The organism is Acidovorax sp. SRB_14 (assembly GCF_012932145.1).
Taxonomy (GTDB): Bacteria; Pseudomonadota; Gammaproteobacteria; order Burkholderiales; family Burkholderiaceae_C; genus Simplicispira.
The window spans coordinates 50,898-76,257 of sequence record NZ_MWOK01000011.1; the positions used below are offsets into that span (position 1 = coordinate 50,898).

A 25,360-nucleotide genomic window follows, 5' to 3' on the forward strand; every position below is an offset into this window, starting at 1 on the left:
CCGGCCCGCCTTGAACCGCCCCTGCGCTGCCGACACAATGGCGTGCGCCGCGCCACCCCGGCCACGCTCCCGATAAGAGCCGGTTTCCTGGCGCATTCCCTGCCATCGCCGCGCGCCCCTGCCCGGACAATGCCGCTACAGAGGACCCCCATGGACATGCAATACCAGCTCAAGGCCGGCAGCTACTACCTGTACGACATGCGCGAGACGCCCAGCGCCGTCACGGGCGAGCGCCGCTTCAAGCTCAAGACCGACACCGTGGCCATTGCCTTTGACGCGCACACCGGCGAGGTGCATCAGCACGGCAGTCCGACGCGCATCCAGTCCTGGGCGGCCATGACGCGGCGGCGCCTGCGCGCGGCCGGGGCGCAGCAGATGGCCAACGACATCGTCGTGGTCTCGGGCCCGCTGCCGGTCGAAGAAATCAACAAGTGCCTGTGGATCAGCGGCTACTGCCGGCGCATGCTCAAGCGCCTGGCCACGCTGCCGCACGGCAAGCTGCAGCGCACCGCCGAGCCCTGGCGGCGCGCGGCCTGAGGGCTGCCCCCTTCGGGTTCAAGCGCCGCCGCGAAACCCTTCGAGGGTGTCCGTCGCGCCGTCGTCTTCCTGCAGGTCTTCGGGCTCCACCTGCGGCGCCGCATGGCGCACGATGGTCACCGGCACCGGGCTTGCGTGCGCCACGGCCTGCGACACCGAGCCCAGCAGCGCGCTGCTGACGGCGCCCTGGCCGCGCGCGCCCACGAGCACCATGTCGCAGCCCGAGGTCTCGATCAAGTCCACCAGCGTGTGGCCCGGGTCGCCGATGCCGATCTCGGTGTCGTACGCGATGCCCGCAGCGTCGAGCAGCGCACGCGCCGAGGCCATCAGGTCGGCGCCCGCCTGCAGGCTGGCGCTGGCAATCAGGTCGGGGTCGCGCGACATGACCAACTCATACAGCGAGGCGGGCTCTTGCACATTGGCCAGCACGACGCTGGCGCGCAGGCCCTGCTGCAGCAGCTGCAGCGCGTGGCGCACGGCGTCCAGCGACCGCTCCGAGCCATCGACGGCAATCAGAATCTTGAGCATGGCAATTCCCTTTCTGGATGGTTCGGTCCAGTGTAGCGGCGCACCTGGGCGCGCCGCCCCATCTGGGACAATCGCGCCCATGCTGCAGTTTGACCTCCTCACCACCGACCCCACCAGCCACGCCCGCCGCGGCACGCTCACGCTCAACCACGGCGTGGTGCAAACCCCCATCTTCATGCCCGTGGGCACCTACGGCACCGTCAAGGGCGTGATGCCGCAAAGCCTGCACGACATGGGCGCGCAGATCATCTTGGGCAACACCTTCCACCTGTGGATGCGTCCCGGTCAGGACGTGATGCAGAGCTTTGGCGGCCTGCACGCGTTCGAGCAGTGGGACAAGCCGATCCTCACCGACTCGGGGGGCTTCCAGGTCTGGAGCCTGGGCGCGATGCGCAAGATCACCGAGGAAGGCGTGACCTTCGCGAGCCCGGTCAACGGCGACAAGCTGTTCATGTCGCCCGAGGTCAGCATGCAGATCCAGACCACGCTGAACTCCGACATCGTGATGCAGCTCGACGAGTGCACGCCCTACGAGACCAAGGGCCACCTGACCACCGAGCGCGAAGCGCGCCAGTCGATGGAGATGAGCCTGCGCTGGGCGAAACGCAGCCAGGACGAATTCGCGCGGCTCGACAACCCGAACGCGCTGTTCGGCATCGTGCAGGGCGGCATGTACACGAACCTGCGCGAAGAGTCGCTGGCGCGCCTGGTCGAGATGGACTTCCCCGGCTATGCGATCGGCGGCGTCAGCGTCGGCGAGCCCAAGGACGAGATGCTGGCCATCATGGCGCACACCCCGCACCGGCTGCCCGCGCACAAGCCGCGCTACCTGATGGGCGTGGGCACGCCCGAAGACTTGGTGCAGGGCGTGGCCGACGGCGTCGACATGTTCGACTGCGTGATGCCGACGCGCAACGCGCGCAACGGCACGCTGTTCACGCGCTTTGGCGACCTGAAGATCCGCAACGCCCGCCACAAGACCGACCACCAGCCGCTCGACACCACCTGCACCTGCCACGCCTGTGCCGGCAAAGACGGCGTGTCGTGGGATGCCGGCGGACGCGGCGGCTTCTCGCGCGCCTACCTGCACCACCTCGACCGCTGCGGCGAGATGCTCGGCCCCATGCTGACCACCATCCACAACCTGCACTACTACCTGAACCTGATGCGCGAGGTGCGCGAAGCGCTCGACGCCGGGCAGTTCGCGCAGTTCCGCGCGCAGTTCAAGGCCGACCGCGCGCGCGGCGTCTGAGCCAAGGCCCGCGCCCTGCGTGGCGCCGCCCCTCGAAACCCATTGATTGATAGCTGCCAACGCTTACCCGATAAGCGTTTGAGCCACTTTTGACGCTGATCTGAGAGCGCAGCATCGCTGCGGCGGCGCCCTGCCCGTCCGCCGTGGCGGCGGCAGTACCATGCGCCATGCTGCGCCAAATTCTGCTGTTGCCCCTGCGCCTGCTCACCGGGCTGGGCAACGGGGTGCTGGCGCTGCTGATCCTGTTCGAGGAATGGGGTTGGGAGCCGCTGCAGCAGCTGGTGGCGCGCATCAGCCGGTGGCCTGGCCTGCGCTGGATCGAGGCGCGCGTGCGCGCCCTGCCACCGTGGGCCGCCGTCGCGGTTTTTTCCCTGCCCACGGCAATGCTGCTGCCCATCAAGCTGCTGGCCCTGTGGGCCGTGGGGCGCGGCCATGTGCTGCTGGGCATGCTGGTGATCGTGGTGGCCAAGGTCGTGGGCACCGCCGTGGTGGCGCGCCTGTTCGCGCTGACGCAGCCCGCACTCATGCGGCTGCGCTGGTTTGCGGTGGTCTATGCCCACTGGATGCGCCTCAAGCACGCCGTGCTCGAACGCGCGCGCGCATCGTGGGCCTGGCGCGTGGCGCGCGTGGTCAAGCGCCAATGGCGGCAGCGGTGGCGCCGCTATCGGCGTTGACGGTCTGTGCGCTCCGGGGCACCCCGGGGGCGCTCGGCAAGCCTTATTCCGCCTACCATGGCGCCACCGCCACCCTCCGGACACCAGCGATGAAGCCCCTCGATCTCGCCAGCGCCGTGTTCCTGCTGGTCGCCACCGGCGTGGTCCGGGCCGGTGCGCCAGAACCCGCCACCGATGCACCGGCCACGGCGCCTCCGGCTTACAAGCTCACCGCCGGCCTGTACCGCTTTTCCGACCACGCCACGGGCTGGGACGTGAACCTGCGCCACAGCTCCGACCTCGGCAACGTCTGGATCGGCTACTTCCGCCTGGCCAGCCAGGACACGACCCAGTGGCGCGCCGGCTGGGACCACAGCTACGGCAGCGCGGTGCGCATCAGCCCGTCGATCCAGTTCGCCAGCGGGGGCTTTGTCGGCGGCAGCGTGCAGGCGGAAACCGGCGATCCGTGGTTTGTCGGCGCCGGGCTGGGGCGCACCAATCTGCGCCCCTACTGGAACCTGAACTTCGACCCCAATGACGCCTACACGCTGTCGGCGGGCCACCGCAGGACCGACAGCCAGCTGTTCATGGTCCAGCTGGTGCGCGACAACCGGCAGAACCCGGACCAGCGGCATCTGCACTTCACGTGGCGCCAGCCGCTGGCAGAGGGCGAGCGCCTCACCCTGGACGCGCTCTACAAGACCGGTCTGGTGGAGAAGCAGCGCATCCGGCGGTGGGGGCTTTCCGCCACCTACGACTGGCCGAACTGGTTCGTGCGCCTGGCCTGGGACCCGAACACCAACTTCACCCCGGTCGACGCTTGGCGGCTGTCCGTAGGCAGCCGCTTCTGATCGCGCGGCCAGCGTCCGGACCACGCCCTCGTGCCCCGAAGAAAAGGCACCTGCCATGCGGGACGGCAGGTGCCTGCGGCGCGCCGCGCTGCGGATCAGTCCCGCAGCTCGGGCGGCAGCGTGCCGCCGTTGGCCGCGATGCTGCGCATCACCTGCTTGTGCAGCCAGGTGTTCCAGGCGGCCGAGCCGGGCTCGTCGCTGCCGCTGTAGTGCAGCTCGCCCGCCAGCTCCTTGCGCGGGGCCAGGCTGCTGTCCAGGCCCAGCAGCTTGAGCAGGTCGACGATGGACGTGCGCCAGTTGAGTGCATTGGCACCCGGCATGGCGTCCAGGATGGGCGCCACGTCGCCCAGCGCGATGGAGGCCGGTGCCGCAGGTGCTGCAGGAGCAGGTGCGCCTGCGGCGGCCGGTGCCGGCGCCGGTGGCGCGGCCACGACCTCGGCAGCGTTGGCCGACGGGAAAATCTTGGAGAAAATTTTGGAAAAAAAGCCCATGAGTGCTCCCCGAGTGACGTTGAGGTTGCTGTGACCGCGGCCCCCGGGGCAGCCCCCTGAATGCCGCCAGCCTTTGTATCACGCGCCGGTGGCAGGCTCGGGTGCCGTCTGTCGGCTCGACGTGCCGCACGCGTGGCAGAAGCGCGCAAACGCGCTCTTGCGCGTGCCGCAGCGGTCGAACAGGCCGATGCCGCAGTGCGGGCAGAAATCGATCCTCTCGTCTTTCAGGTCCACCGGGCGCTCGCAGCCCGGGCACACGCCCTTGGCCAGGCGCGCCAGGGCCACGTCGTAACCGAGTTCCTTGCGGCGCTGCTGGTCGGGCAGCGTCTCGGCCTGCTTCTGGCGCTCGAGGTAGCGGTTGAGCGCCAGGATCGCGTAGCGCCCGACCAGCGCCGTGAGGACGATGCCGACCACATAGCGCACATAGCCGCCGTAGCTGGGCAGGTAGGGCACGAGCTCGACGAAGAAGGCGAACAGCGCGAAGAAGATGAAGCCCCAGACGAAAGGCCACCAGGTTCCCTTGCGCTGCTTCACGAACAGCCAGCCGGCCAGCGCCAGCAGCGGCAGCGTGAGCGCCAGGCGGTACAGGAACACGCGCAGCTCGACCTGGCGGCGCTCGGCGGCCAGTTTCTTGGCCCCTTCGGCTTCGAGGCGTTCGAGACCTTGGCGCGCTGCCGTGGCGGACTGGCGCGCATCGAGCGCCGCCTGCTGCTGCACCTCGACGGCCTGCTGGGTCTGGCGCTCGGCCTGCTTGAGCACATCGAGCGCCTGCGTGCGCGCCAGCACCTCGGGGTCGTGCTCGGCGCGCTGCGTCACGCTGCGCGCGGCCAGCCAGTTGTTGAAGGTTTCGCGTTCGGCCTGGCTTTCGCTGCGCGCCTTGCCGCGCTGCAGCTGCGCCTGCTCGAGCGCGCTCTGGGCGTCCTGCTCGGCCTGGCGCGCCGCGCGGACCTGGGCGCGCAGCGCCTCGGCGGCCGGGCGGTCGAGGAAGTCGTCGAGCTGCAGCGGGGTCTCGACGCGGGGCAGGTCGCCCACCACCGTGCCGCCCAGGCCGATCAGGAAGCTGGCGAACACCAGCGCCACCAGCCACAGGCCGCGGCGGAACCATTTTTCGGACAGGCGCAGCGATTTGCTCATGGCGTTTCCTTCGGTTGAACTCTTGAATTGATAGCTGCTTGCGCTTGTGTACCAAGCGTCAGCGGCTGTTTTGCCGCTATTTTGCAATGTGCTGGGCGAGCAGCGCAGCGACCTTCTCGCGCAGCGCCTCGGGCGTGACCTGGGCGGCGGGCAGCGCGCTGCCCACGTTCAGCCCCACGGGCTTGAACAGCCCGCGCCGAAACGGCCGCACCATGGCGCCGCCGCGTTCGATGCGGCTGAAGCACGAGCCCCACAGGTTTGTCAGCGCCATCAGGACCACGGGCACCTCGATGCCCTCGGCCTGCGCCCGCGCGAGGATCTTCACGATGCCGCCCTGGAACGACTGCAGGCTGCCGTCGTGCGTGATGCCGCCTTCGGGAAAGATGGCCAGCAGGTCGCCGTCCCGCAGCACCTGGGCGGCGCGCTCGAAAGCGGCCTCGTAGGCGGCGGCGTCCTCCTTTTGCGGCGCGATCGGAATCGCCCGCGCCAGGCGGAACAATCTGCCCAGCACGGGCACGCGGAAGATGCGGTGGTCCATCAGAAAGCAGATGGGGCGCGGGCTCGCCGCCATGAGCAGCACGGCGTCGACAAAGCTCACGTGGTTGCAGACCAGCACGGCCGCCCCGGCCGTCGGAATGTGCTCGTCGCCGTGCACCTTGAAGCGGTAGACGAAGCGCGAGGCCCCCCAGGCGATGAAGCGCAGCAGGTATTCGGGCACCAGCCAGAAGATGTAGCCCGCCACCACCGCGTTGGCGATGGCCGTGAACAAGAACACCTGCGGCACCGTGAAGCCCGCGCCCAGCAGCGCGCCAGCGATGAGCGCGCTGGCGATCATGAACAGCGCGTTGAGGATGTTGTTGGCGGCAATGGTGCGCGCACGGTGCGTGGGCGCGCTGCGCAGCTGGATCAGCGCATACATCGGCACACTGTAGAGGCCGGCGAACAGGCTCAGCAGCGCCAGGTCCGCCATCACGCGCCAGTGCACGGGCTGCGACACGAACGCGGCCAGGCCCATGAGGTCGGCCGCCGGCAGGCCGCGCGCGGCAAAGTACAGGTCGGTGGCGAACACGCTCATGCCGATCGCGCCCAGCGGCACCAAGCCGATCTCGACATGGCGGCGGCCCAGCACCTCGCACAGCAGCGAGCCGGTGCCGATGCCGACCGAGAACACCACCAGCAGGAGCGAGGCGACCTGCTCGTTGCCGTGCAGCACCTCCTTGGCGAAGCTCGGGAATTGGCTCAGGAACACGGCGCCGAAGAACCACATCCAGCTGATGCCCAGCAGCGAGCGGAACACCACCGGGTTGCCGCGTGCCAGCTGCAGGTTGCGCCAGGTTTCCGTGAAAGGGTTCCAGTTGACTGTGAGTCCCGGGTCGGTGGCGGGCGCCGCAGGAATGCACTGCGCCACGGCCCGCCCGGCCAGCGCCGCCAGCACGCAGGCCACGGCCACCATGGCGTGGCCCCCTATCAGTACATCCTCCGGCAGTGCGACCAGCAGGCCGCCCGCCACGTTGCCCAGCAGGATGGCGACGAAGGTGCCCATCTCGACCATGCCGTTGCCGCCGGTGAGTTCGCGCTCGCCGAGCACCTGCGGCAGGTAAGCGAACTTGACCGGGCCGAACAGCGTGGAATGCACGCCCATCAGGAAGGTGCACAACAGCAGCACCGGCACTTGGCCGGCGATGAAGCCGGCGGCCGCCACGAGCATGATCGCGACCTCTAGGTTCTTGACGAAGCGGACCGTGCGCGCCTTGTCGTATTTGTCGGCCAGCTGCCCGGCCGTTGCCGAAAACAGCAGGAACGGCAGGATGAACAGCGCACCGATCACCAGCCCCGCCAGGGCGGGCGGCAGCCACGACACGCTGAGCTGGTAGGTCACCATCACCGTGAACGCGAACTTGAACAGGTTGTCGTTGGCCGCGCCCGAGAACTGGGTCCAGAAAAACGGCGCAAAGCGGCGCTGGCGCAACAGCGCGAACTGGTTGGGGTGCGCGTGCCCGGCGCCGGCGGGTTCGTGGCCCATGGAATGCTCCTGTGTGTCGTGCGCCCGCAGGCGCCGCCGGATTGTGCCCTGCACGGCCTGCGCGGCGGCGGAACCCGCGCCCTGGGTGCTGCGGCGCTGAAACACAGCTTCACATGACTTTGCATGGCAGGAACCGGCACTTGACGCAGCGCCGCCACCATCAAGTTCCCGCTTCCGCAAGGAACGCTTTTCAGGAGAACAACATGGTCCGCACCACCTTCGCTGCCACTTCCCTCACGCTGCTGTCGCTGTTTGCCCTGGCACCCGCGCAGGCCGCCCCGCACGCCACCGTCGTGATCCAGTCGGGCCAACCGGTCTATGCGCAGGGCCAACCGGTCTACCTGCCGGCGCCGCCGCCGCCGCGCCGTGAAGCGATGCCGCGCCCGCGCCGCGGCCAGGTGTGGGTGGCCGGCCACTGGGAGTGGCGCGGCAACCGCCATGTCTGGGCCCCGGGCCACTGGGTCAAGGCGCGCCCTGGCTACCACTACCGCCAGCCGCAGTGGGCGCAGCACAACGGCAAATGGCAGATGCGCGGTGGCGGCTGGGACCGTGACGGCGACGGCGTGCCCAACCGCTACGACAGCCGCCCCGACAACCCACGCCGCCACTGAGACCGCGGCGCACGCGCCACCGCACCCCTCCCATGCCGCGGCCAGGTGCCGCGGCATTTGCTTGGGGGATTGCGGCCCGCAACCGTCGGATCGGCGCCGCAGAGCGCGGGGGAGCGGCAGCGCGGCAAGGCGCCGCAGCACGCTCAAGAATGCGCTCTGAATTTCATAGCTTGCAACACTTACCCCGCAAGTGCCAGAGCCCAAAAGACGCATGAAACCTGCGCACGCTCGTTTTCGGTGGAGCGGCCCGACCGCGCCCCTGGGCGCCCTGGGCTGCGAGCGCCAAACCAGCAGTTTCCGGGCGCGGGCGGTGCCCCGCAAGCGCAGTCCTGGAGCGGCCTGCGCCCGGCCACGCCGCGCAACGTGCCGCTGATCGGCAAGACCCCCGTGTGCGGTGTGCGCTCCACTAAGATGCGCTCCACACCAGGAGGGAACCCCATGCACCATGTCCCACAGTGGCTCTTGACCGGCCTGGCCTTGTGCCTGGCCAGCGCGCTCGCCCATGCCGAACTGGGCGCCATCGTGGCGGTCGAGCCCACCGCCCAGAAGAGCGCGCACACCATCTTGCGCAGTGCGCTGGAGTCGGGTCTGTCGCAGGCCGCGGCGCAGCCGGTGGTGGTCAGCACCAGCGACGACCTGGCCAACGTCATGCGCGCCACGCGCAGCGCGGGCTACGACATCTTCATCGCCCCGCCGCAGGTGGCGGCCTCGGCGCTGCAGCGCGGCTATGAGCTGGTCGGTGCCACGCAGAAGTCGGACCAGTACCTGCTGGTCGGCGCGGCGCAGGTGGCGACGACCGCCGCCCTCAAGGGCCGCCGGCTGTACCTGCCGCAGCAGGACTCGGTCTACACCTACCTGGCGCGCGGCATGCTCAACGAGGCCGGTCTGTCGTTCAAGGACCTCAAGGCGGTGCAGCACGAAAAATACCCCCAGGCCGGCCTCACGGCCCTGGTGCTGGGCATGGCCGATGCCACCGTGGTGCATGCCGACGACTGGGCGCCCTGGTCCCAGGCGCACCCCGGTGTGGCGCGCGTCCTGGGCCGCTCGCAGCCGGTGCCGGGCGGGCTCTCCATCGCCGTGCGCAAAAACCTGCCGCTCGAGGTGCGGGCCCGGCTCGCGCAGTGGTTTGGCGCGCCGCCGCCCAAGTCCGGCCTGGCGCCGGTGGCCGTGCAGCCCTCGGCCTCGGAATACCAGCGCCTGGCGGAGCTGGGCCTGTTCACACCCGCCGAGCTGCCGGGCGTGCAGCGCATCACCGCCAAGGAAGCGCTGCAACTGCAGTCCCGCGGTGCGCTGGTGGTGGACACGCGCACCGACAAGGAATTCAAGGACCGCCGCATCCGCGGCGCGGTGCACGCGGCGTACGTCGAGAAAAGCCTCAAGGACGTGGCCTTCGACGCCGCGCAGGACGACTTCGCGGCGCTTGCGCGCGTGGCCCGGCTGACGCCCGAGACGCCCGTGGTCTTTGCCTGCAATGGGGCGGAATGCTGGAAGTCGTACAAGGCGGCCAAGGTGGCGGCCGGCAAGGGCTTTAAGGCCGTCTACTGGCTGCGCGGCGGCCTGCCCGAGTGGGACGCCGAGGGCCTGCCCACCGACGGCGGCTGAACGCCCGGCGCCGCAGTGGCGTGGGGCGCGGCCCGCCCTAGGCGGCCTCGGTGAACACCGTCAGCACGCCGGTGTAGCCATACAGATGGTGGTGGGCGATCTCGCCGCCGGCAAAGAAGCCGACCAGCGGCACGTCGCCCAGCGCATGGCGCACGGTCTGCAGCTCGGCCCCCGGCGCCCCGAAATACGCCCCGCCCCGCCCCGAGCAGCTCACATAGAGGGCCCCCGCGATGCGCCGGCCCGCGCGCGGCGTGGCGGCACCGCTCGGAGACGGAGCGCCTTGGGCGGCCAGGGCGACAAAGGCTGCGGGCTCGGACTCCTCGGGCGCCAGCTCTTCGCGCAGTTCGGTGCAGATGCGCACCAGGTCGGCCCGCGCCGCCTCGGGGTGGCGCTGGCAGAACGCCAGTCGCATGCCGGGCTGGACCTGCGTGGCCAGCGCCACGCCATGGCGCGCACCGTCGAGGCCGACGATGTGGCGCACGCGTGTTTCGGTGCCAAAGTGGCCGGTGTGTTCGGCCACGGGTGCGCCGGGGCCGGCATGCTCGTCCATCAGGCCGGCGAGTGTGGCGCGCACGCGCTGCACGGCGGGCTGCAGGTCGCCCCCCAAGGTCACGTCGAGCGTGCGCAGCAGCACGTCGAGCGCCGGCTCGCCGTCGAGTGCCAGCACCACGTTGTCCTGCGCGGCGGTGATGCGCCGCGCCGGCCCCAGGGGCTGGCAGCCCTGCGTGATGCGCGTGAGCAGCGGCACGCGCGCATCGAAGGCCACGCCCGAAAGACCGCCATCGAACACACCGCCAGCGGCGCCATGGCCGGCCAGGTTGCCGCTGCCGCCCACGGCAAACTGCACGCTGGCGCGGCGGCTGGCGGCCAGGCCGCCAAACACGCTGCCGCTGGTGGTGCGCTCGGCCATCTCGGCGATCAGCTCGGCCACGTCGGGGGTGCGGCCGTCGGCATGCACCAGCGCGGTGTGCGCCACGAAGCCGCTGGTCGGTGCGCGCGGCAGCGGCGCCACGCCCGAGAAGACGCGGTACTGGTCGCAGGGAATGTCGAGCAGCATCACGGCCAGCGCTGGCGCGTCGAAGTATTCGGCGTTGTTGGCGCACACGCCCACGCCGACGGTGCCGCTCCAGTCGGTCACGCCGGGCAGCTCGGCGCTCAGGTGGTCCAGCAGCGCCTGGGCGTCGTCGGCGCAGTGGTCGTTGATATAGAGGATGCCCAGCGTGGGCGCCCGCGCGTAATCCGGCCGCGCCATCTGCGCGCGCAGCTGCGCCAGCACGAGATCGGCGGCCGTGCGCCACTGCGGGTGCGTGGCGTGGCCGGTGGGGAACAGTTTCATGGGTGCCTTGCCGCGGCAGCGGCAAGCCTCGCTGGCGTGTCTCAGCGCGCCGATTTCGATGCGGCGCGCCGCGCCGGGGCCTTCTTGGCGGCGGCGGGGGATTTGGCCGGCGCTGCGCGCGCCGCGGTTTGGGCAGGCACCGTCTTGGGGGCGGCGGCCTTCTTGGCCGCGACCGGCTTGGCGGTGGTCGCCAGGCGCGCGGCGTCCTGCAGGCTTTGCACGCCTTGCGCGGCCATCTGGCTGGCCATGTCGGTCGCGGTCTTGAAGGCGTCCTTGGCCAGGTTCTGGGTGGCGCCGATGGCCGTCTTCTGCGCCGCGGTGTCTTTGAGGGCGCTGGCGGCGATCTGCTGGAACTGCTGGGTGAGCGCGCCCCACCATTGCAGCGGGTCGATCACGCCGGGGCTGCCCGCCTTGCTCGCGCCGCCGTCGGCCTTGTCGTCCTTGCCAGAGGCTGCCGGCGCCTCGGACGGGCGCGCGGCCGCCGGGGCCCCGCTGGCCTTGGCCGCGCTGCCTGCGGCGGTGTCGGCCGCCTTGGGCGTGAAGGCATTGGCCAGGTCGCCCATGCTGAAATTCATGCCCTGCAGCGTGGCCAGGGTCATCTTCTGCACTTCCAGCGCCTGGATGGTGGCCGTCAGCGCGCGCGAGTTCTGCTCGAGCCAGAACTGCACGGCCTTGAGCTCGTCGACGCGCTTTTCCAGCTCGTCGACGCTGATCGTCGGGGCCACCCAGTTCGACAGGCTGGGCAGCTTCGGGATGTGGCCCGACGCGCCCTTGGCGAGGTTTTGCAGGAAGTCGAAGCCCGGCACGAATTTGCCGAAACCGAAGGGGGTTGTATCGCTCATGGCCGCTCCGCTGGGTGGTGTCGAGGTTCTGACAGCTTACCCGAATGCGGCGCTGCCGTGGGCTGTTTGCACGGGCCCGCGCGGTGCGGCCGGCTCAGTGCTTGTGCGCTGGCGCGGCGTGCCCGCCATGCGCCCCCTGCGGCGCACCGGGCGCCCGGGTGTCCACGGGCAGCTGCACCTGCTGCTGGCTCTGCGCGCCCTGGGCGTCCTGGAACACCAGGGTCAGCGGCACGCTGGCGCCCTTGGCCAGCGGGGCCTTCAAGTCCATCAGCATGACGTGGTAGCCGCCGGGCTTGAGCTCGACGGCCTGGCCCGCGGGCAGGTCCAGTCCCGGCAGGGCGCGCATTTTCATCACGTCGCCTTCCATCTTCATCTCGTGCACTTCGGCCACGCCGGCCACGGGCGTCTCAATGCGCACCAGGCGCGTGGCCTGGGGCGCCGTCAGGCGCATGAAAGCGCCCGTGGCCTTCTGGCCCTGCACGCTGGCGCGGGCCCAGGCGCCTTCGACAGCGACGGGCGCGGCGCTTTGGGCCTGGGCGGCACCGGCCAGCAGGGTGGCGGCCAGCAGCCAGGGGGCGGTGAAACGTGGAAATGCCATGGTGAACTCCTCAAGTAAAAACAAAATCAATGCGCGTGGCCGCCGCTGGCGGGCAGCAATTCCAGCGCGGCGGCGGGGGCTTGGAGGTCGTGCGGGTTCTGGCCCGCGGCGGGCACTTCGGTCCAGTCCATGCGGCCCTTTTCGCACACCTGGACCACGGGCCAGTACAGCATGCCGGCCTGCCCGGGCAGGCGCGCCTGCAGCGTGAATTCGTCGTAGAAATGGCCCGGCAGCGCATCGGCCGCCGTGTTGGCGCTCCAGCGGATGCGGCGCACCTCGTCGGGGACGCTCTTGCCGTGGTCGGTGCGCGGCTGGGCGAGCTTTTCGCGCTCGATGGCGATCGTCCAGCCGGGCTTTGGCATGGGCTTGGCGCCCTCCACACCGGGCGGCACGGTGACGGTGATTTCGCGCGTCGGCGACGCGCCGCAGCCGTGCCCGACGCGGAACGTGGCCTTGTAGGTGCTGCCCGCGTTGGCCACCTGGTACGCCAGTGTGATGTGCGCGTTTGCAGCATGAAAAAGTCCTGAAACGCTTACCAGGAAAGCGCTTACAGCTATGGTTTTGATATTTTTCATGGGTTCTTTCAGAGGTCGATTTTGAGTTCCGCGACGTAGCTGCGCTGCGGATAGGGGTGGAAGTTCCAGAACTGGTAGTTGTTGGCGTTGTCGACGCCCAAGGCGGCCGACACGCTATGGCTGACCTGGTAGCGGGCGCGCAGGTCCACCGTGAAGAACCGGCTCACGCCCATGTAGGTGAAGCCGTTGACGTCGCTGTTGTCCAGCGTGCGGAACTGCGGGCCGCTGTAGCGCGCGCCGACCGAGGTGCTCCACTCGGCGTTCCAGCGGTAGCTGGCCAGCGCCGTGGCGCGCCACCGGGCGACGTTGGGCTGACGCTTGCCGACGGTGTCGCCGGGGCGCACGGCAAAGCCGGCGTTCTCGCGGATGACCGAATCGGCATAGGTCACGCTGCCGCTCAGGTCCAGCCCGCGCTTTAGCACGTCGGCGCCGTTGTAGGCCAGCTCCAGCCCCTGCGTCTGAATGCGGCCCACGTTCTGCACGCGGCTGACATTGCGTTGGGCCACCGGGTCGAGCGTGGTCTGCGCATAGAGCGCGTCGCGCGTGTCCTCGGCAAAGAACGTGAGGCGCAGCAGGCCGCTGCCCAGGTCTTTCTCGGCGCTGAGCTCGTGGGTCCAGGATTTTTCGGGCCGCAGGTTCGGGTCGTTGAGGTACTGCGCGTTCGCGGTGGAGGTCGCGCCGTAGAGCTCGCCCACCGTCGGGAAGCGCACCGCGCGCCCGGCGGACCCCTTGAGCACCGTGTCCGCCCGCCACTGCCAGGACAGCGCGGCCTTGGGCGAGACATACGTCTCGGCGCGCTGCGGCCACTGGGTGTCGACCGCTGGCAGCGCGCCCGGGATGCGCGTGCTGCCGCTGAACGCACTCCAGTGCTCGGCCCGCGCGCCCAGCACCGCCTTCCAGCGTGGCGCAAAGGCCCAGGCGTCTTGCGCGTACAGGCTGTGCAGGCGGGTCCTGCCGCCCACCGCGCTGGCCAGCGCGCCCGCGGCGTCCTGGCTCCAGTTGCCAGCAATGTCGGAGGTGAGGTAGGCGAGACGGTAGCTGTCCTGCTGGAAGCCGAAGTCCACGGTGTGCGCGCCCTTGACTCCATCCGGCCGCCAGGTGCCCTTGAGCGCCAGGGTGGTCCAGCCCGTACCGCTGCCGTCGGCCACGGTGCCGGGGCCGCCCAGCGCCGCCGCGGGCAGCGTATTGGCCGCGCCGTTCTGGCGCTTCAAATCCTTGCCGTAGTCGTAGAGGCTGGCGGCCACCTCCCAGTCGAAGACGCCCTGGGTGTGGCTCTTGACCGACAGGCCGTGGATGGTGTGCATGAGGGTTTCGTTCGTCAGCGCGAAGTCGGCGGCGGTGAGCGCGGCGTAGCTGCGGCCGTCGATGTTGATCGCGCCGCTGGTGACCGGCTGGCCTGCGGCATTGCGCAGGTACGACATCGGGCGCCCTTCGGACCGGTTCTGCCACAGGCCGAAGGTGTAGGCCGCGCGCAGCGTGGGCGAGACGTCGTAGGCCACTTTGGCCTTGATGTGGTCCTGCCGCGTGCGGTAGGCGGTGCCGCTGCCGAGGACGAGCCAGGGCGCCCCGGCGTTGTTGCTGCCGGGCACTGCGCCCGTGACCGGCTGGCCCGCCGCGCCGGGCGTGCCGCTGGCCACCAGGCGGGTGGCAAAGGTGAGCGGCTGGCCTTCGCTGTCGGTGTGGTGGAAGTTCAGGAACCAGGCCCAGTCGCCGTGCCGGTTGCCCACCGAGGTGCTGGCCTGCCAGGTGCGCAGCGTGGTGTCGGTGCCATAGAGCGCGAACGGCTGCGACACATGGCCCACCTTGCCATGGGCCTCGAAGCGGGTCGGCATGCGCGTCACGTAGTCCACCACCGCGCCCACCGAATTGCCGGGGTAGGCGGCCGAGAACGGGCCGTACATCACGTCGACGCGCTCGATCTCCTCGGGCGTGACCAGGCCCCAGCGCGGGGGAAAGGACAGCCCGCCGACGCCATTGCCCAGGTAGTTGGACAGCAGGATGCCATCGGCGTACACGGCCGAGCGCGCGCTGTTGCCGGTGCCCGAGGCGCGGCTCGACAGGATGGCGTGGTTGTAGTCGCCGATGTAGCGCTTGCGCACCAGCAGGCTGGGAAAGTATTTGAGCGCGTCTTCGCTGTCGGTGGCGTTGATGCTCTGCGCGATCTGCTCGCGCGTGATGCCCTCCATGGTGGTGGGGATCTGCGTCGGCAGCGAGGTGGGCTGGCCGCCCGTGACGGTGACGACGCCCAGTTCTTTGGCCGGGGCGCCGGGGGTCTGCGCCTGGGCGGACAGGCCGACGGGCACGGCGACGGCCACGCCCAAGGCAACGCAGGTTCTGCGCATTCGGAAACTCCTGAAATCCAGTCAAAAATACCGCTAGCGCTTACCCACATTGGGCAAGCAGCTATGGTTTTGATATCAATTCAGGAGACAAGCGGAGGCCCGCGCGGCGGCAGCGGCGCGGCGGTGCGCGCAGCGATGTGCGCAGAGGGAATCGGCCGCAGCGCATGCGCCAGCGGCTGCGGCGCCGGCAGGCGCACCTGCGCGGGCGGCGGGGCCCCGCCGCCGAGGTGGGCGCACAGCGGGCAGTCGAGCATGGGGCCGCGCTGCTCTTGCGCGCCGCCGTCGGTGTGCACGATGAGCTTGACCTCGCCGGCGCCCGAGCAGACCAGCTCCATGGCCTGCGGGTTGACGAAGGGCGACGCCGTGGCCACCCCGAGGGACAAGGCAAACCACGCCAGCAGGCAGCAGGCGAGAGCGCGGATGCGGCGCAGGGTTTGCATGGGGGCCGATTGTAGGAGCCTGCGGACGCCGCCGGTCCAATGTCCTTGGCGGGCCCCGGCCATGCCGCTGCCCCTTCTGTTCAGGACGCGCCCAGGCCGTGCGCGAGCCAGTCCTGCAGGCCGCTGGCGCGCTGCGTGCGTTGCTGCACCGCCGCGGCCAGCAGGCCCGGCTGCGCCGACACCAGCGTGAATGCCTGGCGCGCGCGCGTGATGCCGGTGTAGACCAACTCGCGGCTGAGCACGGCGCCGGCGTGCGGCGGCAACACCAGCACGGTGTGCTCGAACTCGGAGCCCTGGCTCTTGTGCACCGTCATGGCAAACGCCGTCTCCACATGCGCGAGCCGCCCGACGCCGACCGAACGCAGCTGCGGCCCGTCGGCAAAGTACACGCGCAGGCCCGGCGCGGCCCCGGCCTCGTGGGCCGGGCGCGCGGCGGCGGGCAGCGCGATGCCGATGTCGCCGTTGAACACGCCCAGCGCCGGGTCGTTGCGCGTCACCATGACCGGGCGGCCGGCGTACCACTCGCCGCGCGGGGCCAGCAGGCCGGTGGCCTGCAGCGCCGCTTCGACCGCGCGGTTGAGCCCGGCGGCGCCCCACTCGCCCTCGCGCACGGCGCACAGCAGGCGAAAGCGCTCGAACGCGGCCAGCACGGCTTGGACCCAGTCCGCGTGCGCCGCGGCATCGGCGCACGCAGGGCGCTGGGCCAGTTGCTCCAAGTAGGCGCGGTAGCTGGCGGCGCCGCTGCGGCCCTGCACGGCCAGCTGCCAGACGGCGGCAGGCGCAACGCCTTCGAGGTGCCGCAGGGTGCCGCTCGCGTCGTGCGCCAGGCAGTGGCGCGCCGCCTCGACGTCGCCCGCGTTCACGGCCAGTGCCAGCTGCCCGATCGGGCCGCCGAAGCGCCGGCTCTCGCGCAGCATCACGGTGTGCTGGGCCAGTGGCGGCGGGGTGCCGGTGTCGTCCAGGTACGTCGCAGGCAGCGCCTCGCCCGCAGCGGCCAGGGCGTAGCGGGCGCTTTCTTCGCTGTAGCGGCCGGCCTGCGCATCGCGGCACAGGTCGCCGAGCACCGCGCCGGCCTCGACCGAGGCGAGCTGGTCCTTGTCGCCGAGGAACACCACGCGCGCCGACGGCGGCAGCGCGGCCAGCAGCGCGGCCATCATTTCGAGATGCACCATCGACGCTTCGTCGACGATGAGCACGTCCACGTCCAGCGGCTGGGCCGCGTGGTGGCGGAACTCGCGCGTGTCCGGGCGCGCGCCCAGCAGCGCATGCAGCGTGCGCGCGGCGCCCATGCGCTGCGTGAGCGCAGGCAGATCGAGCTCGGCGCCCACGCGCGCGTGCAGTTCGGCCAGCGCGGCGTCGATCGCCTGCTTGAGGCGCGCTGCGGCCTTGCCGGTGGGCGCAGCCAGCGCCACGCGCAGGCGCTCGGGCTCGGCATCGACGGCAAACAGCAGCGCCAGCAGGCGCGCGGCGGTGTAGGTCTTGCCGGTGCCCGGGCCGCCGGTGATGACCGACAGGCGCCCGCGCAGCGCCATGGCGCAGGCGAGTTTTTGCCAGTCCACGGCGCCGGCCCCCCGGGGCACGCTGCCCGCGGCGGCGGCCGGGGCAAGAAGCCGGTCGAGCCAGCCCCGCACCGCCGCCGCATCGACCGCCAGGGGCGTGGCGGTGCGCTCGAGGATCTGCTGCGCCACGGCACGCTCGTAGCCCCAGTAGCGGCGCAGGTACAACCGCGGGGCGCTGGCAGTGCCGCTGAGCACCAGTGGCTGGCCGGTGTCGGTGTCCGGGCCGCCGGCCCACACCACGGGGCTGCCGCGCAGGGCGGCACGCCAGTCCGCCAGGCGCTCTGGCAGGCCGGCCCACAGGGCCGCCAGGGCGTCCTGCGCCTCGGCGGGCCAGCCCAGCACCGCCCCCGGGTGCGCCACCAGCGGTGCCAGCGGCAGGCAGCTGTGGCCCCGGCCCTCCATGTGCGCGAGCAGCGCCGTGGCCACGAGCAGCGCGGGCGGGGCCTGCGGATCGAGGTCGGCGATGAACGCGGCCAGGGCGCTGTCGAGCTGGCGCAGCCAGCCCGCGTCGCTCCATTGGCGCAGGGTGTCGAGGGTGTCGGGCGCCGTGGCGGCCGGGGCCGGCGCGGGCGCGGCGGCGGTTTCCCACTCGGCAAACAAAGGCAGGGAAAAAGGGTCCTTGCGGGCGTTCATGCGCGGTGCTCCTCGCGCTGCAGCAGCGCATCCAGCCCATCCAGCAGCGCCAGCGACGGCGCCACCGTGTACACGCCCTGCGCGGGACCGTCGATGCCGCGCAGGAACAAAAAGAGCGCGCCGCCGAGCTGGCGCGCGGGCTCGTAACCCGCGCCCAGCCGCTCGCGCAGCAGGCGGTGCAGCGCGAGCAGGTAGAGGGCGGCCTGAACGTCGTAGCGGTGCGCGGCCATGGCGCTGGCGAGGGCGCCGTCGTGGTAAGCACTGGCGCCCTCGCCCAGGTAATTGGACTTGTAGTCCAGCACCCAGTAGCGCCCGCCGTGCTCGAACACCAGGTCGGCAAACCCCATGAGCATGCCGTGCAGCGCGCGCTCGGGCAGCGGTGCGCGCGCCACCCCGGCCAGCAGGTGCTGTTGGCACAGGGCATCGACCTCGGCGGCGTGCAGGCGGTCCACGGGCAGCCAGAACTCCATCTCGGGCAGCGTCTGCGCGAGCGTCTGCAGCGGCACGCCCACGCCCGCCAGCGGCGTGCGCAGCACGGCCGTCAGCCACTGCACCACGGCATCGGCCTCGCCGCCGCGGCCGGCACGCTCGCAGCGCCAGCGCAGGCGATCGGCCAGCGCTGGCTCAGTGTCCAGCGCAAAGCCTTCGCCGGCCAGCCATTCGAGCTGGGCGTGCAGAAAGTTGCCGGCCACGGCGCCGCGGGCGAAACGGTGCCAGACCGGTGCCGCGCCGGGCGGCGCACCCGCCGCGACGACGGGCCGAGGCATGTCCAGTGCGGCATCTGCGCCCCCGAAGGCGCGTTCGTCGTCGGCCGCGCGCGGCGTGTGCAAGGTAAACGCCGGGGTGGCCGCCAGGCCCACGCCGCGCACCAGCTGCGAGAAGCTGCCAATGCCCCAGCGCCGGTCGAACTCGGCCGCATAGGGCGGCTGCTCGTGCAGCGCCGCGGGCGCGCCGCGTGGCGCCAGCCGCGTGCGCGGCACCTCGTGGAAGCTGGTGTGCGCGGCGGCCTGCAAGGCGATGCCGGGGCCCTGCGCCAGTGCCTGCAGCGGTGCCAGCCAGTCGGCCGCATCCCGCGCCCCAGGGCCGCCAACGAGGTAGCCGGTGGCGCTGCGGTGGGTGCTGCACTGCGCGCCCTGGCCCACCTTGAGCGCCGCAAAGCCCAGCCACAGCGCATGGCGCGCGCGCGTCAGCGCCACGTAGAGCAGGCGCAGGTCTTCGCGCTGGCGTTCGTGGTCGGCCTGCGCCAGCAGCTGTTCGCTCAGCTGCAGGTACAACGCCCGCTCGCCCTGCGCATCGGCCAGATTGACAAACGCCGTGCGTTGGCGCGTGACCGCGCGGTAGCGGCAGGCAAATGGCAGGCAGACCACGGGGTATTCGAGCCCCTTGCTCTTGTGCACGGTGACCACCTTGACCAGGTCGGCATCGCTCTCCAGGCGCACGATCTGCTCGTCGCCGCTGCCGGCGCCCTCCTGCATCTGCTGGCCCAGCCAGCGGATCAGTGCCTGCTCGCCCTCGAGCTGGGCGCTGGCCTCGGCCAGCAGCTCGGCCAGGTGCAGGAAGTTGGTCAGGCGCCGTTCGCCGCCGGGCTCGGCCAGCCAGCGCGCGGGCAGGCCGAGCTGGTGCAGGCTCTGGCGCAGCATGGTCAGCACGCCCTGCGTCTGCCACACGGCGTGCAGCGCGCGCAGTTGCTCGCTGCGCGCGTCGAAGGCCTCGTCGTCATCGGCCAGCTGCGCCAACTCGGGCAGCGACAGGCCCACGGTGCGCGTCGCGAGGCCGGCGCGCACGCGGCGCACATCGAGCGGCGCGGCGACCGCCTGCAGCCAGTGCAGCAGGTCGCGCGCCTCGTCGCTCGCGAACACCGAGTCCTTGTCGGACAGGTAGACCGAGGCCACGCCGCGCCGGCGCAGCTCGCGCCGCACGGCCTCGGCCTCGCTGCCGGTGCGCACCAGCACGGCGATATCGGCCGGGCGCAGGCGCTGCAAGGGCTGTCCCGCCTGCGCAAAACCGGCCTGCGCGTCGTTGAGCCAGGTGGCGATGCGCTCGGCGCACAGCGCGGCGAACAGGCGCAGGTGCTGCGCGCCGCTGCGCAGCTCAAGGTCGTGCTGCACGCACAGCGCAGGCACGGGTCCGTCGGCGCTCTGGAATTGCTCGGCACGGCCGCGCGCCTGCACCGGCAAGAAGGGCAAGGGGTTGTCGGCCTGCGCGCTGCCGCGGAACAGGAACGCGCCCTCGCCCGCACGCGCCTCGGCGCACGCAAAAGCGTGGTTGACGGCGCGCACCAGGGCCTCGGTGGAGCGGTGGTTGGTGCCCAGCACATAGTGCCGCCCGGCGGTGGCGCGGCGCGCGGCCAGGTAGCTATAGATGTCGGCGCCGCGAAAGCCGTAGATCGACTGCTTGGGGTCGCCAATCAAGAGCAGCGCGGTCCCGGGGTCGTTGGCGGACGTGCGGTAGAGCCGGTCGAAGATGCGGTACTGCAGCGGCGAAGTGTCCTGGAACTCGTCGATCAGCGCCACCGGGTACTGCGCGGTCATGCGCGCGCGCAGGCGCTCGCCGTTCGGCCCGGCCAGGGCCTGGTCGAGGCGCTGCAGCATGTCGGCGAAACCGAAGGTGCCGCTTTGCTTCTTGAGCAGGGCCATGCGCGCCTGCACGCAGGCAGCGGCGTGCAGGCGCAGCGCCACCGCCGGATCGGGCAGGGCCTGCAGCGCAGCGAGCAGGTCGGCAAAGGCCTGGAAATGGTCGGGCAAGGCGATGGGGGGCGCGCCGTCTTTGCGCGAATCCAGCAGGCCTTCGTGGCTTAGGCGACTTTGCGCCGCTGCGGTGAGTTCCAGCAGACCGGGCTCCGGACTGCGCGCCCAGGCAGCCAGTTGCTCCAGCCATTTGGTGTAGTTGGCGGGTTTGAGTTTGGTGCGGTTCCAGTCACAGACCTTGGGCGCCGTCTGTCCATCCAGCCACTGCTGCATGGCCTGCGCCCGTTCGGCCCAGCCCTGCTGGAGGGCCGCGAGGGCGCTGCGGCGCTCGCGCTGGACGCGCTGCACGGCATCGCCCAACGTGCCCTCGCCCGCGCCGGCAGGCAGCGCCTGCGCGGCCAGGCTGCGCATGTCGGCGACCAACGCCTCCACGCCGCCCCAGACCATGAGCACGGCATCGAGCGTGTCGCCGCGCAGCGGGTAGCACTGCTGGCGCCAGTAGTCCTGCGCGGCCTCGGTCTGCACGGCGCGCTCGTCGGCCGCCAGCTCTTCGTCGAACAGGCTGCCGCTGTCGAACGCGTGTTCGCGCAGCATGCGCTGGCACCAGGCATCGATGGTGTGGATGGCCGCGTCGTCCATGCCTTCGGCGGCCATGGCCAGGCGCCAGGCGGCGCTGGCGCGCAGCGGCCCGTCGGGGTAGGACGCCCGCAGCGCGGCCAGAAAATCGTCGCTGGCCGGCAGCTCGGCTTCGCCGCGAAAGCACTGTGCGGCTTCGAGCAGGCGCGCACGGATGCGGTCGGACAGCTCGCGCGTGGCCGCTCGCGTGAACGTCATGACCAGGATCTCCGCCGGACGCAGCGGCCGGGCAAAGGCGCTGCCCTCGCCATGGCCCAGCACCAGGCGCAGGTAGAGCGAGGCAATGGTCCAGGTCTTGCCGGTGCCGGCGCTGGCCTCGATCAAACGGCTGCCCCACAACGGAAAATCGAGGGCCTGCAGGGCGGTGCTGTCGCCCCCCTGCGGCGCGGTCGCTGCAGCGCTCATGCGGTGGCCCCTTCGGTGGGGCCGGTGGCAGGGGCGTGGGGCACGGCCCGCACGCCGGTGGCGGCCCAGTGCGCCAGCGGCCCGTACACGGCGTGCGCGAGCCCCTCGAAACGGCCATCGCCGGTGAGCGCCTCGAAGTCGGGGTAGACGCGCGCCAGGCAGGGTTCGATCCCCTCGCCCTCGCGCTGGAAACTGCCGCCATACACCAGGGCGGGATCGCCGCCTGTCGCGAGCGCCAAGCCGGTGCGCAGGGACAGCGGCAGCGGTTCCTGCATGCCGTCGCGCCAGACGTCCAGCAAAGCGCCGAGCGTGGCACGGGCCTCCCCGCCGTCCAACGGCGCCAGGTGCAGCGTGGCATCGCGCCCCACCAGCAGGCCATGCACGGCGACGCCGCTGGCGGCAGCAGCCAGGCTGCGCACCCAAGGCACGAGCAGCGCATCGGCGCGCGCCGTGCCTTGGCGGGCGTCCTGCAGCAGGCGCGAGGGGGTGAGTTCCAGCCACACGGGCAGGCCGTCCGCGCCTGAACGCAGCGGATCCAGCCAGTCCTCGATCGCGGCACCGGTGCCATCCTGCGGCGCCCAGCGCAGCGGCTGGCGTGCCACGGGCTCGGAGTGCAGTGCCTGTGCGGCCTGCCATGCCCGCAGCAGCGGCAGCAGCACGTCGGCCATCTGGCGCTGTGCGCGCTCGGCAAACCCTCCCAGGGGCAAGCGCCCGGCGCGGCGCAGGCGCTCCAAGCGCACTTCGACCAGGGCGGCCACATCGACGCCCTCACGACCCGGCGGTCCCTGTGCCATGTCGGCCAGCACGCCGTCGACCAGCGCGCGCACCACACCGTACTCCTCGAGACCGCCGATGCCGAAGGACTCGTCGTCCGCACGGTCCTCTTCGGCGGCATCGAACACCACGCCCAGGCGTTCCGCAAAAAAGGTCTTGACCGGGTGGCGCAGAAAACGCGCCAGCTGTTTCACCGAAAGCGGCACGGGGATGCCGTGCGGGGCCGCAGACACCAGCGCCAGTGCACTTGCCGCGCCGCCCTCCTCTGGACCGCTGTGCGCGCTCTCGGCCAGCGCGGGCACGGCATGCGCGGAGCGCCACTCGCGGGCATGGGTCCACAGGCCGTCGCGGCCTTCGAAGTAGCGTCGGCTGAAGGGCTGCAGCGGGTGCTCGGTGGTGCGCTGCGCCAGCACATCGCCACTCCAGCCGGCGGCCAGGTAATCGCGCAGCTGCGACACCAGCACCGACGGTGGCTGCACGCTGTTGTCACGCACGCTGCGCCCGGTCCAGCTGAGGTACAGCACGCGCCGTGCGGACAGCAGCGCTTCGAGCATCAGCTGCCGGTCGTCGCTCTGGCGCGAGCGGTCGCCCGCGCGCGCCTGGCCGGGCAGTCCCATCAGGTCAAAGTCGCTGCGCGGCGCACGGCGCGGGTAGTCGCCATCGTTCATGCCCAGCAGGCAGATCACCTCGAAGGGAATGGCGCGCATCGGCATCAGGGTGCAGAAAGTCACGCCGCCGGCGCGAAACCGCTGCTGGAGCAGCGGCTCTTCGAGCGTGTCCATCCAGGCCTGTCGCACCACCGGCAGCGGTACCGCGTCGGTGAAGCCGGCCTGCGCACAGGCGTCTTGCCAGCGGGTCATGGCGGCGTCGAGCGCATCGAGGGTCTGGCGGTCCAGCTCGTCGGTTGCTTGCGCCAGACCGGCCACCAGGGCGCGGCAGCGCTGCGCCCATTGCGCGGGTGGGGCCGGTGTGCGCGCCTGGGCGCGCCACTGCTCGAGGCGCCAGAGCAAGCTCGCCAGCGCTCCGGCCAGCTCGGCCTCCAGACCCCCCACTTCGCCATACGGCTCGATGCCGGCAAAGCCCACGCTGCCACTGGTGTAGCCGAGCAGCATGCGCTGCAGGCCAAATTCGCCCGTGTTCTGCGCACCACACGCGGCCAGGTCCAGATCGGTGCGTTGGTCTTCGTTCAGGCCCCAGCGAATGCCCGCGCCGACCATCCATTGGGCCAGGCGCACCTGCGCTTCGGCCGACACGCCCAGGCGCGCTGCGACGGCGGGCACCTCCAGCAGGTCGCGCAGTTCGCTGAGCCTGCAGCGTTGACCGGGCAGGCGCAGCAGCCAGTCCAGCGCGCCCACCAGAGGGCTGCTGGCACGCGCGCCGAGGTCGGTGATGTCAAACGGAATGTAGCGCGCATCGTGGCGCCCATACTGGCCAAAAACCGCGCGGATGGCAGGCGCAATGGTCTCGATATCGGGCACCATCACGACCACATCGCGCGGCTGCAAGGGCGCCCCGCCCGGCGGCACTGCCAGCCATTGCAGCAGCTGGTCGTGCAATACCTCGACTTCGCGCAGCGCACTGTGGGCCACATGAAAGACGATGGAGACGTCGGCCGGGTCGACGTCGCGGACCGGGTGCTCGGCCAAAGGCACCAGATCGCGGATGCGGTTCTGGACCTGGGCGAGCAAAGGTGCATCCGGTGCCTCTTCGCTCTCGTCAAACAGGTCGATGCGCGGCAGGGCAAAGCGCTCCTGCGCCTGCTGGGCGTCGTCGAACGTGTCAAGCTGGCGCACGAAATCACGGCCCTGGTGGCCCCAGGCGGCCAGCAGCGGGTGGGCATGGACATGCATCTGTTCAAGCGGCACGGCCGCCAGATCACGCCCGCCGCGCAAGGGCTGGCGCCGGCGCTCCATGCGCAGCAAGTCGCGCCCGTCCAGGGTGTCGGCCCAATGGAAACGGCAGGGGTTGGGGATGGCCAGCAAGACCTGGCTGTGAGCGGCCAGGGCGGCGAGGGTCTGGAGCACCGGCAAGGGCACATGCGCCATGCCAAACAGCACGATGCGCCGCGCCACGGGCATCGCCAGCGGGCCGCCCCCTTCCAAAACACCCAGCGCACGCTGGTGGATGTGGGGTCGGATGGCACTGCGCTCGCGCTCCTGCAGCGTGTCCAGCACCGCGCGCCAGAGCATGGGTTGCCAACGCTGGTCGGGCGGCAGGGCCAGGTCAGCACGCCCCGGCGCGGCCAGCACGTCGCGCCCCCCCCCCCAAGCTTCCAGCCAGTCGGGACGGTACACCTGATACTGGTCAAACAGGTCGGCCAGGCGGGCGGCCAGCTGCAGCAGGCGCTCGGGCTCGCCCGAACGCAGGAACCCCGCCACGGGCTCGAATCCGGGCTGCGCCAGCAAGCCGGGCAAATGGCGCATCAGGCGCCAGGTGAGCGCCGTCTTGTCCACGGGCGACTGGGCAGGAACCTGCTCGCGCCCCAGCACCTGTCGGTAAGTGCGCCACAGAAATCGCGAGGGCAGCTCCACCCGGGTGGCTGCGCAAACCCCCCCACTGCGGGCCAATGCCATCTTGAACCACTCGGCCATGCCATTGCTTTGCACCAGCACGACCTCTTCTTCCAGCGGCGCCAGAGGGCGTTGGCGGAGCCAAGCGAATACGGTGTCGGAAAGCGTTTCGGTGCGGTTGCTGTGCAGGGCAAGCAAACCGGACTGGAGGGGGACATTCACACGGGCAGCTTCCATGTTCGGGCAGGTGAAAAACGGGGCACCCCGGACCACCGCAGCACAAAGATCAGCCAGACCGGCGCATCCCCAGGAACTGCCATCATGACCCATTTTCTCGGCAA

19 protein-coding genes are annotated in these 25,360 nt (G+C 71.0%); 6 read left to right on the forward strand and 13 right to left on the reverse strand.

The annotated features are described in order from the left end of the window. Positions 1-150 precede the first annotated feature (150 nt). On the forward strand, positions 151-537 hold the full coding sequence (locus B2J86_RS10395) for a hypothetical protein (RefSeq protein ID WP_169635421.1): 387 nt from the start codon (positions 151-153) through the stop codon (positions 535-537). Between the two features lie 18 nt (positions 538-555). On the opposite strand, the gene B2J86_RS10400 is transcribed toward B2J86_RS10395, so the two are convergent. Next, entirely contained in the window at positions 556-1,065 is a 510-nt protein-coding gene (locus B2J86_RS10400) for a universal stress protein (protein ID WP_169635422.1), read from the reverse strand. A 79-nt stretch (positions 1,066-1,144) separates the two neighbouring features. On the opposite strand from B2J86_RS10400, the gene tgt reads away from it, so the two are divergent. The 3 genes from tgt (at position 1,145) to B2J86_RS10415 (ending at position 3,821) form a co-directional block, all read left to right on the forward strand. Next, the gene (gene tgt / locus B2J86_RS10405; RefSeq protein ID WP_169169098.1) at positions 1,145-2,317 is read left to right on the forward strand and encodes a tRNA guanosine(34) transglycosylase Tgt; all 1,173 of its coding nucleotides are present in this window, start codon (positions 1,145-1,147) and stop codon (positions 2,315-2,317) included. Between the two features lie 167 nt (positions 2,318-2,484). Next, complete coding sequence (locus tag B2J86_RS10410) at positions 2,485-2,991, forward strand: hypothetical protein (RefSeq protein WP_240964874.1); 507 nt, start codon at positions 2,485-2,487, stop codon at positions 2,989-2,991. An 89-nt stretch (positions 2,992-3,080) separates the two neighbouring features. Next, entirely contained in the window at positions 3,081-3,821 is a 741-nt protein-coding gene (locus B2J86_RS10415; protein ID WP_173025495.1) for a hypothetical protein, read from the forward strand. A 95-nt stretch (positions 3,822-3,916) separates the two neighbouring features. Here the strand turns inward: B2J86_RS10415 and B2J86_RS10420 are convergent, their stop codons facing one another. From B2J86_RS10420 to B2J86_RS10430, 3 genes are all read right to left on the reverse strand, one after another. Beyond that, positions 3,917-4,312 carry a DUF3597 domain-containing protein gene (locus tag B2J86_RS10420; protein WP_173025496.1) on the reverse strand — a complete coding sequence of 132 codons (396 nt, stop codon included), beginning with the start codon at positions 4,310-4,312 and terminating at the stop codon, positions 3,917-3,919. Between the two features lie 78 nt (positions 4,313-4,390). Next, positions 4,391-5,446 (reverse strand): zinc ribbon domain-containing protein, encoded by a 1,056-nt coding sequence (locus tag B2J86_RS10425; RefSeq protein WP_173025497.1) that lies wholly within the window; start codon positions 5,444-5,446, stop codon positions 4,391-4,393. A 76-nt stretch (positions 5,447-5,522) separates the two neighbouring features. Continuing rightward, positions 5,523-7,469 (reverse strand): MFS transporter, encoded by a 1,947-nt coding sequence (locus B2J86_RS10430; protein ID WP_173025498.1) that lies wholly within the window; start codon positions 7,467-7,469, stop codon positions 5,523-5,525. A gap of 203 nt (positions 7,470-7,672) precedes the next feature. Between B2J86_RS10430 and B2J86_RS10435 the strand changes: the two genes are divergently transcribed. Beyond that, the gene (locus B2J86_RS10435) at positions 7,673-8,080 is read left to right on the forward strand and encodes a YXWGXW repeat-containing protein (protein ID WP_169169093.1); all 408 of its coding nucleotides are present in this window, start codon (positions 7,673-7,675) and stop codon (positions 8,078-8,080) included. 438 nt (positions 8,081-8,518) lie between these two features. Continuing rightward, on the forward strand, positions 8,519-9,682 hold the full coding sequence (locus tag B2J86_RS10440; protein WP_169169122.1) for a rhodanese-like domain-containing protein: 1,164 nt from the start codon (positions 8,519-8,521) through the stop codon (positions 9,680-9,682). A 37-nt stretch (positions 9,683-9,719) separates the two neighbouring features. Here B2J86_RS10440 and B2J86_RS10445 read toward each other — a convergent pair whose 3' ends face one another. From B2J86_RS10445 to recC, 9 genes are all read right to left on the reverse strand, one after another. Continuing rightward, positions 9,720-11,018 carry an FIST N-terminal domain-containing protein gene (locus tag B2J86_RS10445; RefSeq protein ID WP_169635425.1) on the reverse strand — a complete coding sequence of 433 codons (1,299 nt, stop codon included), beginning with the start codon at positions 11,016-11,018 and terminating at the stop codon, positions 9,720-9,722. A 41-nt stretch (positions 11,019-11,059) separates the two neighbouring features. After that, positions 11,060-11,860, reverse strand: coding sequence for a PhaM family polyhydroxyalkanoate granule multifunctional regulatory protein (locus B2J86_RS10450; RefSeq protein WP_169169091.1), 801 nt, complete (start codon positions 11,858-11,860; stop codon positions 11,060-11,062). A gap of 94 nt (positions 11,861-11,954) precedes the next feature. Beyond that, entirely contained in the window at positions 11,955-12,458 is a 504-nt protein-coding gene (locus B2J86_RS10455) for a copper chaperone PCu(A)C (protein WP_169635426.1), read from the reverse strand. 26 nt (positions 12,459-12,484) lie between these two features. Next, complete coding sequence (locus B2J86_RS10460) at positions 12,485-13,033, reverse strand: YcnI family protein (protein WP_173025499.1); 549 nt, start codon at positions 13,031-13,033, stop codon at positions 12,485-12,487. Between the two features lie 8 nt (positions 13,034-13,041). After that, on the reverse strand, positions 13,042-15,375 hold the full coding sequence (locus B2J86_RS10465) for a TonB-dependent receptor (protein WP_173025500.1): 2,334 nt from the start codon (positions 15,373-15,375) through the stop codon (positions 13,042-13,044). Positions 15,376-15,455: 80 nt separating this feature from the next. Then, positions 15,456-15,815, reverse strand: a complete 360-nt coding sequence (locus B2J86_RS10470; protein ID WP_169169087.1) for a DUF2946 family protein — start codon at positions 15,813-15,815, stop codon at positions 15,456-15,458. 80 nt (positions 15,816-15,895) lie between these two features. Further along, positions 15,896-18,007, reverse strand: a complete 2,112-nt coding sequence (gene recD / locus B2J86_RS10475) for an exodeoxyribonuclease V subunit alpha (RefSeq protein WP_173025501.1) — start codon at positions 18,005-18,007, stop codon at positions 15,896-15,898. Then, positions 18,004-21,735 (reverse strand): exodeoxyribonuclease V subunit beta, encoded by a 3,732-nt coding sequence (recB, locus tag B2J86_RS10480; protein ID WP_173025502.1) that lies wholly within the window; start codon positions 21,733-21,735, stop codon positions 18,004-18,006. The genes recD and recB overlap by 4 nt, the downstream gene beginning before the upstream one ends. Then, on the reverse strand, positions 21,732-25,256 hold the full coding sequence (recC, locus tag B2J86_RS10485; RefSeq protein ID WP_173025503.1) for an exodeoxyribonuclease V subunit gamma: 3,525 nt from the start codon (positions 25,254-25,256) through the stop codon (positions 21,732-21,734). The genes recB and recC overlap by 4 nt, the downstream gene beginning before the upstream one ends. Positions 25,257-25,360: the final 104 nt, after the last annotated feature.